Annotated in this window: 14 protein-coding genes; 5 read left to right on the top strand and 9 right to left on the bottom strand. The window is 61.3% G+C overall.

Features of this window, described 5'->3' with window-relative positions; genetic code table 11:
* Nucleotides 1-48: 48 nt before the first annotated feature.
* The 7 genes from AC0T4W_RS01870 to bioB form a co-directional block, all read right to left on the bottom strand.
* Entirely contained in the window at nt 49-741 is a 693-nt protein-coding gene (locus AC0T4W_RS01870; RefSeq protein WP_476315414.1) for a putative metalloprotease CJM1_0395 family protein, read from the bottom strand.
* Between the two features lie 155 nt (nt 742-896).
* On the bottom strand, nt 897-1,196 hold the full coding sequence (locus AC0T4W_RS01865) for a hypothetical protein (RefSeq protein WP_476315411.1): 300 nt from the start codon (nt 1,194-1,196) through the stop codon (nt 897-899).
* Nucleotides 1,197-1,290: 94 nt separating this feature from the next.
* Nucleotides 1,291-1,980, bottom strand: a complete 690-nt coding sequence (bioD, locus tag AC0T4W_RS01860; protein ID WP_476315408.1) for a dethiobiotin synthase — start codon at nt 1,978-1,980, stop codon at nt 1,291-1,293.
* A complete protein-coding gene (gene bioC / locus AC0T4W_RS01855) occupies nt 1,981-2,793 on the bottom strand; it encodes a malonyl-ACP O-methyltransferase BioC (protein WP_476315406.1) in 813 nt (270 codons plus the stop codon).
* Entirely contained in the window at nt 2,786-3,517 is a 732-nt protein-coding gene (locus AC0T4W_RS01850) for an alpha/beta fold hydrolase (protein ID WP_476315403.1), read from the bottom strand. Before AC0T4W_RS01850 ends, bioC begins: the two co-directional genes overlap by 8 nt.
* Nucleotides 3,510-4,691 (bottom strand): 8-amino-7-oxononanoate synthase, encoded by a 1,182-nt coding sequence (bioF, locus tag AC0T4W_RS01845; RefSeq protein ID WP_476315400.1) that lies wholly within the window; start codon nt 4,689-4,691, stop codon nt 3,510-3,512. The genes AC0T4W_RS01850 and bioF overlap by 8 nt, the downstream gene beginning before the upstream one ends.
* A gap of 83 nt (nt 4,692-4,774) precedes the next feature.
* Complete coding sequence (gene bioB, locus AC0T4W_RS01840) at nt 4,775-5,833, bottom strand: biotin synthase BioB (RefSeq protein WP_476315397.1); 1,059 nt, start codon at nt 5,831-5,833, stop codon at nt 4,775-4,777.
* Between the two features lie 80 nt (nt 5,834-5,913).
* On the opposite strand from bioB, the gene AC0T4W_RS01835 reads away from it, so the two are divergent.
* The 3 genes from AC0T4W_RS01835 to rarD all read left to right on the top strand — a co-directional run bounded on the left by AC0T4W_RS01835 (nt 5,914) and on the right by rarD (nt 8,973).
* Complete coding sequence (locus AC0T4W_RS01835) at nt 5,914-6,648, top strand: double zinc ribbon domain-containing protein (RefSeq protein WP_476315394.1); 735 nt, start codon at nt 5,914-5,916, stop codon at nt 6,646-6,648.
* 210 nt (nt 6,649-6,858) lie between these two features.
* Nucleotides 6,859-7,833, top strand: a complete 975-nt coding sequence (locus AC0T4W_RS01830) for a serine/threonine protein kinase (protein ID WP_476315392.1) — start codon at nt 6,859-6,861, stop codon at nt 7,831-7,833.
* Between the two features lie 246 nt (nt 7,834-8,079).
* Nucleotides 8,080-8,973 carry an EamA family transporter RarD gene (rarD, locus tag AC0T4W_RS01825; protein ID WP_476315389.1) on the top strand — a complete coding sequence of 298 codons (894 nt, stop codon included), beginning with the start codon at nt 8,080-8,082 and terminating at the stop codon, nt 8,971-8,973.
* Nucleotides 8,974-8,994: 21 nt separating this feature from the next.
* On the opposite strand, the gene AC0T4W_RS01820 is transcribed toward rarD, so the two are convergent.
* Together AC0T4W_RS01820 and AC0T4W_RS01815 are read right to left on the bottom strand one after the other, a co-directional pair.
* Nucleotides 8,995-9,513 carry a glycine cleavage system transcriptional repressor gene (locus AC0T4W_RS01820; protein WP_476315386.1) on the bottom strand — a complete coding sequence of 173 codons (519 nt, stop codon included), beginning with the start codon at nt 9,511-9,513 and terminating at the stop codon, nt 8,995-8,997.
* 21 nt (nt 9,514-9,534) lie between these two features.
* On the bottom strand, nt 9,535-9,981 hold the full coding sequence (locus AC0T4W_RS01815) for an N-acetyltransferase family protein (protein ID WP_476315384.1): 447 nt from the start codon (nt 9,979-9,981) through the stop codon (nt 9,535-9,537).
* A gap of 301 nt (nt 9,982-10,282) precedes the next feature.
* Here AC0T4W_RS01815 and AC0T4W_RS01810 point away from each other — a divergent pair, with 301 nt between their 5' ends.
* Both AC0T4W_RS01810 and AC0T4W_RS01805 read left to right on the top strand, forming a co-directional pair.
* Entirely contained in the window at nt 10,283-12,472 is a 2,190-nt protein-coding gene (locus tag AC0T4W_RS01810) for a malate synthase G (protein WP_476315381.1), read from the top strand.
* Between the two features lie 260 nt (nt 12,473-12,732).
* Nucleotides 12,733-14,484: a methyl-accepting chemotaxis protein gene (locus AC0T4W_RS01805; protein ID WP_476315378.1), complete on the top strand. Its 1,752-nt coding sequence runs from the start codon at nt 12,733-12,735 to the stop codon at nt 14,482-14,484.
* Nucleotides 14,485-14,559 lie beyond the last annotated feature (75 nt).

Below are 14,559 nucleotides of genomic sequence, written 5' to 3'. Positions count from 1 at the left end.
TGAAACATACGTTTATGCCTATTTAATGTCAAGCACCCCAAGCGCCGCTCAGGCCACCAGATCGATAACCGGGGCTGGCGCCTGCAAACCACTGAGCTGCTTGTACAGATCAAGACTAGGTGGTGGCGGCAGGTCCTGCTGAACGGGCGCGGTGGATTTCTCCTTTTCAGCCGCCTCCTCTTCCTCCGCCTTTTTTCGCTGCTCGGTACGCGCTTCACTGGCGGCCTGCGCCTCACTGCTCTGTTGCTGCGCCAACTGGGCGCGTGCCTCGGCCATTTGCGCCTGGGCTTGCGCTGCCACCTGACGGTCCTGCGCCGATGGCTCGGCGGGCGCCAGGGCTGCGCGGATCACCACCTCCATCTTGCGCAGGGTGGCTTCGGGGTCGCTCGGGATCGGGCTGGCGTCGATGCCCACCTCACCGCCTACCGCATAGCGTTTGCCATCCGGGCCGCGCTCGTAGGTGTAACTCGGCGCACCGGCATAGCGCCCACCGACAGCAGCATGCGCCTGCTCGTGGGTACGCACTTCCTGATCACGGCTGACCAGCTTGGCGATTTCCAGTTGCTCGAGGCGTTGCTGCTGCGGATTGGGTTCGCCTTCGCGACTTTTGGCTTTATCGGGATTGGCCGAGGCGTCGGCAGGTTTATCAGCTTCTTCACGCGAGGAAGCTGATTGCTCATCGGCCAGCGGCTGAGCAGCGGTTATCGGAGCCTGGGCAGCGCGGGTGATATCGGGGGACACGTCAGGGGAAACATTGGCCGCAAGAAGCCGAGCCGGCAGTAGAGTTGCTGCAGGCGCAGGATAAAACGTTGCGCCGCCAATCTGCATGCAATGACTCCTCGCCCCTGACTGCTAATACTCCGCAACAGGGCCGGATTACGCTCGGGGCAAGCGTATCAAGCTGTTGTATCGATCAGAGTACCGAGCACTTCATCGGCAGTTTTCACCACCTTGGCACCCGCTTCTGCCTCATTCTGACCTTGGCGCAGGGCAACCAGACTTTCCGCCAGATCGGGGCGAGCTTGCTCGGCTGAGCTTGGCGCAGGGTTGACCTGATTGGCCGGCGGCGCAGAAGCTGGCTGCGGTTGCGGACCCAGCGCGTTGCTGGCGATATCCGCCGCAGCCTGATCGACCCGACGCTGGCCGGACTGAATGGTGCTGATGCCCGAGTTGAAGGCACTTCCAGAAATTTCCATGCTCAAGCTCCCGCTATGGCAACCACTAACATTTCAATTGAAGCAGAAATTGCTCGAAAAACGTACAAGCAAAAGGCTATGGCACTTGGCCTGCTTATAGCGCGCGGTGTAATAAACCGAGATTGAGATAGCCAGAAACCGCAGCCGGCGTGGCTTCGGCCAGGCGCGGCACATAGCCCAGGCAAGGCGCAGGCAGGCGCTCGGCCAGAGTGGCCAAATTGTCTTCAAGGCGCGAGGTCTGCGGATCGACCAGATTGGCCACCCAGCCGGCCAGCGGCAGGCCGTCGCGCAGGATCGCCTCGGCCGTGAGCACAGCCTGATTGATGCAGCCTAGACGCACGCCGACCACCAGAATCACCGGCAACTGCAGGGCAATCGCAAGGTCCGACAACGTCGCTTGCCCGGCCAGTGGCACGCGCCAACCGCCCGCGCCTTCGACCAAGGTCAGGTCCGCCTGCTTGTTCAGAATGGCCTGCACCGGCCCCTGCAGCGCGGCAACATCCAGCAATACACCCACCTCGCGCGCGGCCAGATGCGGGGCAATCGCCGGCTCAAAGGCCAGTGGATTGACCTCCTCATAATGCAGCGCCAGGGTGCATTCGCCGAGCAGCGCGAGGGCGTCGTCGTTACGCAGGCCGTCCGCTGTGCGCGCACAGCCAGAAGCCACCGGTTTGGCCGCAGCAGTCGACAAGCCCGCCATTCGTGCGGCGTGCAGCAAACCCGCAGCAACGGTGGTTTTACCGATTTCTGTATCGGTTCCGGTAACGAAAAAAGCAGCGCTCATCTAGGACATATCCTTACGCAATACGCCGTAAACCACCTGATAGGTCGCCGGCAGACCTTGCGGTTGGCGAAACTGTTCATAGGCCTTGAGCAGCGCCAGCATGCGCGCACGCCCGGTCAGGCCGCCGGGCCGGCCAGGGTTGAGGTTGTGGGCGCCGAGAGCCTTCAACTCATGGGTCAGGCTGCGCACATCCGGGTAATAAAGCGTTTCAGGCGTGGTTTGCAGGCTGAGCAGCGCTAGCCCACTGTCGCCGCACAGGCGCTGGTAATCCTCAAAACGGCGGAAGCGGTTGACGTGGACAAAGCCATCCACCGCCTGCCAGCTATCGCGCAGCTCCTGCAGGGTGCCGACACATAGACTGCTAAAGGCCAGCACGCCGCCGGGCCTAAGCACGCGAGCGGCTTCGCTAAGCACGGCGGAAAAATCCGCACACCACTGCAACGCCAAGCTGGAAAAAACCAGGTCGCAGGACGCGCCTTGCAGCGGCAAGCGCTCGGCATCGCCGGCAATAAACTGCTGCGCACCGCCCAGTGGCCGAGCGTGGCGCAACATGCCTTCGGCGATATCCAGGGCCAATCCCTGGCTCGCCGGAAAACGCTCGCCCAGGGCGCGGCTGAAGTAGCCGGTGCCGCAACCTAGATCCAACCAGCGCTCAGGCGTAATGGCTGCGGGCAACTGACCTAGCAACTGCTGGCCGACATTGCGCTGCAGGGCTGCGACGCTGTCGTAGCTTTCAGCGGCGCGGGAAAACGACGCAGCCACCTGACGTTTATCCGGCAGGCCGCTTAACGGGTCAAAGGCAAGATCAGTCATCGCCGGCCTCATGCAGAAAGGCCTGAATCGCTGCGGCAATCTCATGGGGCCGTTCTAGGGCAAAGGCGTGGCTAGCGTTGTCGATCAAACCGATCTCGACATCCGGCAACAGCGCCAGCAAGGCCTGCGCGGCGCTCGCCGGAACCAGAGCATCGTGACCGGCGAACAGGTGCAATTGCGGGCCGACAAAGGCCTGCAGCGCCGCCCGCGTATCCAGGGTCGCAAGTAAGCCCAGCCCAGCCAGCAAAGCAGCGGTTTGCTGCTGCGGTGCAGCCGCCAACAACTGCCGCGACAGGCCACGGGCATCCACCGCCCCCTGGGAGCAGAGCAGAGCAAACCGCTTGAGGGTGGTGGCCGCATCGGCGACGCAGCCCTGACGGAAGGCATTAAACGTCTCGGCAGGCATAGCCGCTGGCCAGCTTGGCTCGGCGACAAAGCGCAGGTTGCTGGCCAATGTCAGCAGGCCACTGCAACGCTCACCACGGCGCGCCGCCAGTTCAGCGGCAAACATGCCGCCGAGGGACCAGCCGCCGAGCCAGGCGTCCTGTGGCAGGTTGGCGTCCAATTCATCCAGCCAGTCGGCCGGGTCGCTGGAGTTCAATAAAGGCAGCGGCTCGATTTCCACATGTAGGCGTGGATCGAGACCGCGCAAGGCCGCAGCCAGAGGCTCAAGCGGCTCAGTGCCAAGGCCCCAGCCGGGCAACAGAATCAGCCGATCACGCATGGGCAGCAGTCTCACCAGTGAGCAACGGCCAGCACTCGGCCAGGGCTTCCAGCAACAGCTCCAGCTGCTCCAGGCTATGGGCGGCGGACAGGGTCACGCGCAGACGGGCGCTACCAGCCGGCACAGTCGGCGGGCGAATGGCGGTGACCAGCAAGCCGCGTTCACGCAGCATCTGTGACAGCTGCATAGCGCGGCCGCTGTCGCCGATCAGGATCGGCTGAATCGGCGTGGCGCTGTCCATCAGCTCCAGGCCGATAGCCTGGGCACCTTCGCGGAAACGCTTGATCAGCGTATTTAAGTGCTCACGCCGCCAGTGCTCACTGCGCAGCAATTCCAGGCTTTTCAGGGTGGCGCAGGCCAGGGCCGGTGGCTGGCTCGTGGTGTAGATATAGGGCCGGGCGAACTGCACCAGGGTTTCGATCAGCTCTTCACTGCCAGCAACAAAGGCGCCGGCCGTACCAAAAGCCTTGCCTAGGGTGCCGACCAGCACCTGCACATCGTCGACGCCTAGACCGAAGTGCTCGACGATACCGCCGCCAGTTGCGCCCAGTGGGCCGAAGCCATGGGCATCATCGACCATCACCCAGGCATTGGCGCGGCGCGCTTCGGCGCACAGTGATGGCAAGTCGGCCAGGTCACCGTCCATGCTGAATACACCGTCGGTAACAATCAGGGTATTGCCCATGACCTTGCGCAAGCGGTTGGCCAGACTCACCGGGTCGTTATGCAGATAACGAGAAAACCGCGCGCCACTGAGCAGGCCAGCATCCAGCAAGGATGCATGGTTAAGGCGATCCTCCAGCACGCTATCGCCCTGCCCCACCAGCGCGGTGACTGCGCCGAGATTGGCCATATAGCCGGTGGAAAACAGCAGTGCCCGTGCCCGCCCGGTGAATTCGGCGAGTGCTTCTTCCAGCTCATGGTGCGGCGCGCTGTGGCCGATCACCAGGTGTGATGCGCCGCCACCCACGCCCCATTTCTCAGCACCGGCGCGCCAGGCTTCGATCACCTGCGGGTGATTGGCCAGGCCCAGGTAGTCATTGGAACAAAAGGCCAGCAGCTGATGACCATCAACAGTCACCAGCGGCCCCTGCGGTGATTCAAGTAGGGGCCGCTGGCGATAGAGATTGGCGGCACGGCGCTCGGCGAGGCGAGTGGATAGATCGAAAGGCATATGCATACCCTGTAGGAGCCAGCTTGCTGGCGATCAGCGGAAAACGAGATCGCCAGCAAGCTGGCTCCTACATAAACAGCGGTTTAGGCCGAAGCGGCGTTATAGAACAGCTTGGAATCGCGCTGTTCGACCAATGCCTGCTCAATGGCCGCCTGGTGCACTTCGTCGGCATGCTCCTGACGTTCTTCCGGCTTGATGCCGAGGCGGGCGAACAGCTGCATATCCTTGCCGGCTTGTGGGTTGGCGGTGGTCAGCAGTTTTTCGCCGTAGAAGATTGAGTTGGCACCGGCGAAGAACGCCAGGGCCTGCATCTGCTCATTCATTGCCTCGCGGCCGGCGGACAGGCGCACATGCGACTGCGGCATCATGATCCGCGCGACGGCGAGCATGCGGATAAAGTCGAAGGGATCGACGTCCTGCTCGTCGGCCAGGGGCGTGCCTTTGACCTTGACCAGCATATTGATCGGCACGCTCTCCGGGTGTTCCGGCAGGTTGGCCAGCTGAATCAACAGCCCAGCGCGGTCGTCCAGCGACTCGCCCATACCAAGGATGCCGCCGGAACAGATCTTCATCCCCGAATCACGCACATGGGCCAGGGTTTCCAGGCGCTCCCCGTAAGTGCGGGTGGTGATGATATTGCCGTAGAACTCCGGCGAGGTGTCCAGGTTGTGGTTGTAGTAGTCCAGGCCCGCGGCGGCCAGGGCCTGGGTCTGCTCCTTGTCCAGCTTGCCCAGGGTCATGCAGGTTTCCAGGCCCAGGGCCTTGACGCCCTCGACCATCTTCAGCACGTAAGGCATGTCCTTGGCCGACGGGTGTTTCCAGGCCGCGCCCATGCAGAAGCGGGTGGAGCCGATGGCCTTGGCTTCGGCGGCCGCTTCCAGCACTTTCTGCACTTCCATCAGCTTCTGCTTGTCCAGGCCGGTGTTGTAGTGGCCGGACTGTGGGCAGTATTTGCAGTCTTCCGGGCAGGCGCCGGTCTTGATCGACAGCAGGGTCGAGACTTGCACGCGATTCTGGTCGAAGTGCGCGCGGTGCAAGGTCTGCGCCTGGAATAGCAGGTCGTTGAACGGTTGCTCGAAGAGCGCCTTGACCTCAGTAAGAGTCCAGTCGTGACGCAGGTTGGCGGCGGTGGTTGCGCTCATCGGTAATTCCTTGTTATTGGCAGTTGCTAGCTAGAATCAGCAAGCACGACACGGATGTTCGGCATAGTTATGGAAGGCGTATGCGCTGTCAACCCAACTCACAAAACCTGGTTTACAACTGGTTAAAAAGCAAGCAAATCTGTTTGCTCTGCGATGAAGCCGCAGACGCCGCACTGGCCATCTGCACCAGCTGCGAAGCTGAGCTGCCCTGGCTCGGCGGGCATTGCCAGGTTTGCGCCCTGCCGCTGCCCAGCCACGGCCTGGTGTGCGGGGCCTGCCTGAAAAAGCCGCCGAGCTTTAGCAAGGTCGAAGTGCCCTGGCGCTACGCCTTCCCCATCGACAGCCTGATCACTCGGTTTAAGCATCAGGCCAAGTGGCCAATGGGACGTCTGCTCGGCGAGCTTTTGTCACAGCATCTGCAACATGCTTTTGATGAAGGGCTGCCGCGCCCCGATCTGCTGCTACCCGTGCCCTTGGCCGACAGACGCCAACGTCAGCGCGGCTTCAACCAAGCCGGCATGCTGAGCGAATGGTTAAGCACCTTGCTCCAGGTGCCACAGCAGGCGCATTGGCTGCTGCGGGTTATCGACACGCCAGCGCAGCAACAACTCGATGCAGCCACACGTAAACGCAACCTGCGCAAGGCCTTCGCCCTAGCACCAGGCAGTGCAGTGAGCGGCCTGCATGTGGCCCTGGTCGATGATGTGCTGACCACCGGTGCCACCGCCGAAAGCCTGGCGCGGCTATTAAAGAAGGCCGGCGCAGCGCGGGTTGATGTGTATTGCCTGGCACGCACGCCAAAACCAGGCGATTAGCCAGCCGTTGTAGCCCGAATAAGCCTTGGCGCAATCCGGGAGCGCTATCCCGGATTGCGCTGCGCTTATCCAGACTACGGACTGACACCCCGATTCGCGGTGATGGGTATCGCTGCGCTCAACCACATCCTACGGAACGCTGACACGCCCAAATCCCGCCCGCCGATGCATAAGCGCTACACTCTGCGGCCAATTGTTTCGGAGTCGCCCATGTCCCATCCATTTGCCGCACTCACACCCGATCTGGTGCTGGATGCTGTGGAGAGCATCGGCTACCTCAGCGATGCCCGCGTACTGGCGCTCAACAGCTATGAAAACCGCGTCTACCAGGTGGGCATCGAGGACGAAACGCCGCTGATCGCCAAGTTCTATCGCCCCGATCGCTGGACCGATGAGGCGATTCGCGAAGAGCACAGCTTCACCTTCGAACTGGCCGAGTGCGAAGTGCCGGTGGTGGCGCCACTGGTGCGCGATGGCGAAACCCTGTTCAGCTATTCCGGCTTTCGCTTCGCCCTGTTCCCGCGCCGTGGTGGCCGCGCACCGGAGCCCGGCAACCTCGAGCAACTGTACCGCCTCGGCCAGTTGCTCGGCCGCCTGCACGCGGTCGGCTCACTCAAGCCGTTCGCCCACCGCGAAGCCTTGCAGGTGAGCAACTTCGGCCATGCCTCACTGGCCACCCTGCTGGATGGCAATTTTATTCCGCGCAGCCTGCTGCCGGCCTACGAGTCGGTGGCCCGCGACCTGCTCAAGCGCCTGGATGTGCTGTTCGCCGCCAACCCGGTGCAGGCGATCCGACTACATGGTGATTGCCACCCCGGCAACCTGCTGTGCCGCGATGACACCTTCCATATGGTCGACCTCGACGACTGCCGCATGGGCCCAGCCGTGCAGGATTTGTGGATGATGCTCGCCGGCGAACGCCACGAGCGACTCGGCCAACTCTCCGAGCTGATGGATGGCTATCAGGAGTTTCACGACTTCAACCCGCGCGAACTGCCACTGATCGAAGGCCTGCGCGCTCTGCGCCTGATGCATTACAGCGCCTGGCTAGCGCGCCGCTGGGACGACCCGGCCTTCCCCATGAGCTTCCCCTGGTTTGGCAGCGAGCGTTACTGGGGCGATCAGATTCTGATCCTGCGTGAGCAGCTATCGGCGCTGGATGAAGAGCCGCTGCGACTGTTTTAAGGACCAATTCCGCAGGTCTTATGTTTCACATGTAGGAGCCAGCTTGCTGGCGATCAGCGGATTAAAAGCATCGCCAGCAAGCTGGCTCCTACAGAGCGACCACTACAGTTACCCAGCCCTATGTAACGTCTTTGTTACAGCCAGGTAGCCTAGAACGCCGAAGAAAATCCTGCCCATCCAGACAAGCCCGCGCCACGCCGACTAGAATCGCAAGCCTCCCGTTAGCCGTCTAAGCAAGGACCCAGCATGGCCACCGCCAACCCGCGTCGCGGGTATATTCTCGGCCTGACCGCCTACATCATCTGGGGCCTGTTCCCGCTCTATTTCAAAGCCATCCAGAGCGTGCCGGCGCTGGAGATCATCGTCCATCGCGCACTCTGGTCGGCGCTGTTTGGCGCACTACTGCTGATGGTGTGGAAGCACCCCGGCTGGCTGCGCGAACTGCTGGATAACCCCAAGCGCTTTGCCGTACTGACCCTAAGTGGCGTGCTGATCGCCAGTAACTGGCTGGTCTATGTGTGGGCGGTGAACAACGAGCGCATGCTCGAAGCCGCGTTGGGCTACTACATCAACCCGCTGGTCAATGTGCTGCTGGGCATGCTGCTGCTCGGCGAGCGCCTGCGTCGCCTGCAATGGCTGGCGGTCGGCCTGGCCGCCTTAGGCGTGGCGCAGCAGGTTTGGCAGGTTGGCAGCATTCCTTGGGTATCACTGGTGCTGGCACTGACCTTTGGTTTCTACGGGCTGATCCGCAAGCAGGCACCGGTAGCCGCGTTGCCCGGCCTGGTGGTGGAAACCTGGCTATTACTGCCACTGGCGCTTGGCTGGTTAATGCTGCACCCGGCAGCAATGAGCACTCAGACTGAATTCTGGAGCACGCCCGAAGCACTCTGGCTGATCGCCGCTGGGCCTATCACCCTGATCCCCTTGGTGTGCTTCAACGCCGCCGCGCGCCACCTGCCGTATACCACCCTGGGCTTTCTGCAATATATCGCTCCGACCTTGGTGCTGGTCCTGGCGGTAGCAGTGTTCGGTGAGCGTTTCGACCCAAGCAAACTGCTGGCCTTTATCTGCATCTGGGCCGGCTTGGCGATTTACAGCGTTGATGCCTGGCTAAGCCTGCGCAAACGCCAAGCGGCATAGCCTGCCGCTGCAAACCACCTGCTAGTCCTCGACCTGCAGCGTCAGCTCCACCATCAAATCATCGGCTAGGCTTTCCAGCAGCGTCTGCAACTGTTCGAGCAGCAGGCTCTGCGGCACGCCCAACACGGCCTGGGCCTGGAACAGCAGCTCGCCACTCATTGGCGCTGGCACCACTTCGGTGTTCAGGCTTTCCAGGTTGACGCCCTGGCTGCTGAGCAGGCGGGTGATATCGCGCACGATGCCCGGACGGTCATTGCCTACCAGTTCCAGGCGAATAGCCTGCCAAACGTCGCTCGGCTCGGTGCCGCCTGCGGCGATCTGCACTCGGATGCCCTGCGCTTGCAATTGCTCCAGTGCGGTGACCAGACCGGAGTGCGCATCCAACGGCACATCGACCCGCAGAATTCCGGCGAACTGCCCGGCCATGCGCGACATGCGGCTCTCCATCCAGTTACCGCCGTGCTCGCTGATGCACTGAGCGATGCGCTCGACCAGCCCCGGCTGATCCTGGGCAATAACCGTCAATACCAGATGATCCATACACAACTCCTTATACGCGTCTTATTTGAGCGCCAGCCAATAGGTAAAAAACACCTCATCACGCACATAACCCAGGCGTTCGTAGAGGGCTTGTCCTGGCAGATTGCTCTTTGCCGTCTCCAACTGCAAACCGCATGCACCAGTGGCTTCAGCATGGGCGCGAGCGGCGTTCATCAGCGCCTCGCCAACGCCCTGGCGGCGCGCCTGCTCGCAGACATACAGATCACTCAGCAACCAGGCCGGCTGCAGCGCCAGCGAGGAGAAAAAGGCATAGAGCTGGACGAAGCCTTGCGCCACACCTTGCTTATCGCGCGCCAGCAGAATGGTCGAATCACTGTTGCGCAGGCGCGCAGCGAGAAAGTCCCGTACCTGCGCCGACAGTTTGGCCACCTCATAGAAGCGCAGATACGCGCCAAACAGCTCGGCCAGCTCGTCCAGATCTGCCGCAGTGGCTGCCTGTATATGCATGGTGATCACACTCCATAAACCGGTGGAGCAGCAGTATAGGCAGGTGCGACCTGAACCAGCAGGCAGAGAGACACACTCAATAAACTGTGTACTGTTTTTTAACTTTTATGAAACAATATTCAAGCATTAAAACGACAATACGCTACACGCAGTGACTGCAAAGCACTTCTTGGTCGCAGAGCGACGCGCACCCACTGATTTTCCCCGGATCTTGATGTAGTATGCCGCGCCTCGGACTACAAGACGTATTTCCCAGGTCCGACGCGGCTATTGAGTAGAGCTGAGCAGAGTGAGGCAAGTGATGACTGAACGCGTTCAAGTAGGCAGCCTGCAGGTTGCCAAAGTGCTGTTCGACTTCGTGAATAACGAAGCCATCCCCGGGACCGGCATTGCTGCCGAGACGTTCTGGGCGGGTGCCGAAGCGGTCATCAATGACCTGGCCCCGAAAAACCGTGCGCTGCTCGCCAAACGCGATGCGATTCAGGCGCAGATCGACGGCTGGCACCAGGCCCGCGCAGGTCAGGCCCATGACGCCGCTGCCTACAAAGCCTTCCTCCAGGAAATCGGTTACCTGCTGCCAGAGCCGGCTGACTTCCAGGCCACCACGCAGAACGTCGACGAAGAAATCGCTCGTCTGGCCGGCCCGCAGCTGGTCGTACCGGTGATGAACGCGCGCTTCGCCCTCAACGCCTCCAACGCCCGCTGGGGCTCGCTGTACGATGCCCTGTACGGCACCGACGTGATCAGCGAAGAAGGCGGTGCCGAGAAAGGCCGTGGCTACAACAAGGTCCGTGGCGACAAGGTGATTGCCTTTGCCCGCGCCTTCCTCGACGAAGCCGCGCCGCTGGCTGCTGGCTCTCACATCGATTCCACCGGTTACCGCATCGAAGCCGGCAAGCTGGTTGTCAGCCTCAAGGGCGGCAGCAACAGCGGTTTGCAAGACGACGCGCAACTGGTCGGCTTCCAGGGCGCTAGCGACGCGCCTATCGCCGTACTGCTCAAGCACAACGGCCTGCATTTCGAAATTCAGATCGACGTCAACACCCCGGTCGGCCAGACCGACGCCGCCGGCGTTAAAGACGTGCTGATGGAAGCTGCGCTGACCACCATCATGGACTGCGAAGACTCCGTAGCCGCCGTCGATGCTGACGACAAAGTGGTGATCTACAAAAACTGGCTGGGCCTGATGAAGGGCGACCTCTGCGAGGAAGTCAGCAAGGGCGGCCAGACCTTTACCCGCACCATGAACCCGGATCGCGTCTACACCACCACCGACGGTAGCGAGCTGACCCTGCACGGTCGCAGCCTGCTGTTCGTGCGTAACGTCGGCCACCTGATGACCAACCCGGCAATCCTCGACGCCGCCGGCAACGAAATTCCGGAAGGCATCCAGGACGCCCTGTTCACCAGCCTGATCGCGGTGCACAACCTGAATGGCAACACCAGCCGCAAGAACACCCGCACCGGCTCGGTCTACATCGTTAAGCCGAAGATGCACGGCCCGGAAGAAGTCGCCTTCACCACCGAGATCTTCGGTCGCGTTGAAGACGTATTGGGCCTGGCGCGTAACACCCTGAAAGTCGGCATCATGGACGAAGAGCGCCGCACCACCGTCAACCTCAAGGCGTGCATCAAGGCCGCCAGCGAGCGCGTGGTGTTTATCAACACCGGCTTCCTCGACCGCACCGGTGACGAAATCCACACCTCCATGGAAGCTGGCGCCGTGGTGCGCAAAGCCGCCATGAAGTCCGAGAAGTGGATCAGCGCTTACGAGAACTGGAACGTCGACATCGGCCTGGCCACCGGCCTACAAGGTCGCGCGCAGATCGGCAAAGGCATGTGGGCCATGCCCGACCTAATGGCCGGCATGCTTGAGCAGAAAATCGCTCACCCACTGGCTGGCGCCAACACCGCCTGGGTGCCGTCGCCGACCGCCGCCGCACTGCACGCGTTGCACTACCACAAGGTTGACGTGTTCGCCCGTCAGGCCGAACTGGCTAAGCGCGAGCGCGCCTCCATCGACGATATCCTCAGCATCCCGCTGGCCAAAGACACCAACTGGTCGGCTGACGAGATCCAGAACGAACTGGACAACAACGCCCAGGGCATTCTCGGTTACGTGGTGCGCTGGATCGATCAGGGCGTCGGCTGCTCCAAGGTGCCGGATATCAATGACGTTGGCCTGATGGAAGACCGAGCCACCCTGCGCATTTCCAGCCAACTGCTGGCCAACTGGCTGCGTCATGGCATCGCCAGCGAAGAGCAGATCGTGGCCAGCCTCAAGCGCATGGCGCCAGTGGTTGACCGGCAGAACGCCAGCGATCCGCTGTACCGTCCGCTGGCACCGAACTTCGACAGCAACATCGCCTTCCAGGCTGCCCTGGAACTGGTTGTCGAAGGCGCCAAACAGCCCAACGGTTACACCGAGCCAGTCCTGCACCGCCGTCGTCGCGAATTCAAGGTGAAGAGCAAGGCTGCAAACGGCCTGTAACCCGCAGCCACGCGGTGTTGCAACCCTAAAATGCCCCGCCTAGTGCGGGGCATTGTCGTTTATGTGCGGCAGCCGCCGCCTAATGAACTAGTCTCTGATTGAGCACTGCAACATCCAGTTGATCCCCCCCCTCAACAATAAACCGCACAGTCACAGAACGCCTTGCAAATACTGGCTATAGCCAGTGCCCCTCTCGCTAGGCAGACAGCGCCACACCCTAGAAAAAACCTATCGTTTTATTTTTCGAGGAGTTGCCATCAATGAACAACAGCCCAAAAACCGGCTCACATTCGATTCAATTCCTTATGGCCATTCTGGCCGCCACTCTAGCCGCGCTGCTGTATGCCTTCTTCGCCATGAAACAGGCTTCGAATGATCTGCGAGACATAAGCGAGCAACGCTACAACTCTTATCTGCTGGCCGACGAGCTGCGACAAAGCTCGGACGACTTGACCCGCCTAGGCCGCACCTATGTGGTCAGCGCCGACCCGGAATATGAACGCCAGTACATGCAGGTGCTCGCTATACGCACCGGCAAGGCCCCGCGCCCACAGGCTTACCAGCGCATCTACTGGGACTTCGTAGCAGCCGGTAACGCCAAGCCCCGCCCGGACACTACGGCCATCGCACTTGATGATCTGATGAAACAAGCAGGCTTCAGCGAAGCCGAATTTGCCAAGCTGCAACAGGCTCAGGCCAACTCCAATAGCCTCGTGCAGCTTGAAGTCAAAGCAATGAATGCGGTCAAAGGCCTATTTGCCGATAGCCAAGGCGGCTACACCATTAAGGGTGAGCCGGACCTGGCCATGGCCCGCGAACTGGTGCACAGCAAGGACTATCACCGTTTCAAAGGCCAGATCATGCAACCGGTGGACGAGTTCTTTGTCCTGCTTGATCAGCGCACCGCCAACGCGATTACAGTCGCAGATGCAAACCTGACCCAAGCCCAGTATCTATTTCTCCTACTGATCTTCGCGCTATTCGCCGAAATCGCTCTGCTGATCTACCTCAATCACCGCAAGATGCTCGGCCAACTCGGTGCCGCACCAGCCGAAGTGGATCGGGTCGTCAATGAGCTGGCCAGTGGCAACCTGGCCGTACACATACCTCAGGCCAGCGCCGACAGTGTGATGGGCAACCTGCGCATGATGAATGACAAGCTCAGGAGCCTAATTGGCGCGGCCTTGAATACCAGCCAGCAACTGATGACTGCCATCAATGAGGTAGCCGAGATGGTCGATAACACCACCGGGCGTACTCACCAGCAAAATGAAATGACCGACCTAGTGGCTACGGCCGTACACGAGATGGGCCTTACCGTTCAAGAAATCGCCCGCAATGCTAACAGCGCGGCCCATGCCACCCGCGACGCCCTGCAAGAATCTCAACTGGCCAACCAGAATGTACGCAACTCCTGCAGCCATATCGAAAGCATGGCCAGCGATATCAGCCGTGCCGCCACTTCCGTCGGCCAGCTGGCCGAGCAGGTGGCCTCCATCGACCAGGTGCTGGCGGTGATTCGCGGTATTTCCGAACAAACCAACCTGCTTGCCCTGAATGCCGCCATCGAGGCGGCTCGCGCTGGCGAAATGGGCCGTGGCTTTGCCGTGGTTGCTGACGAAGTTCGTACCCTGGCCGGTCGTACCCAAGGCTCGACCGATGAAATCCAACAGATGATCGCGCGCCTCAAGAAAGGCGCCGAAGACGCCGTGGCCTCCATGCGCACCGGGCAAACCGCCACCGCCACAGGCGTCGAAGCCAGCCATCAGACCAGTCAGTCGCTGCAGACTATTGCGGCACGAATCGAGGAAATCAGCGACATGAACCAACAGGCCGCCACGGCAACAGAGGAGCAGTCGTCAGTGACCGAGGAGATCAATCGTAACGTGCAGGGTATTTCCGACCTGGCCTGCTCCACCAGCAGCGATATTCAGCGCTGCGTCGCAAGCTGCCATACCCTGCGCCAACTGTCAGAAGACCTGGCGCGGAAGATGGGCAGCTTCAGCCTCTGATCGGCGTCAGCAGATGAATGTGGGCGGCTAACCTGCCAGGACTAAGGCCCGCAGCAGGCCAGGCCGCGCAAAGGC

This window comes from Pseudomonas sp. C7.1, assembly GCF_056312395.1.
The sequence above is the reverse complement of the archived record's forward strand: the minus strand, read 5'-3'. Positions and strand labels throughout refer to the sequence as shown.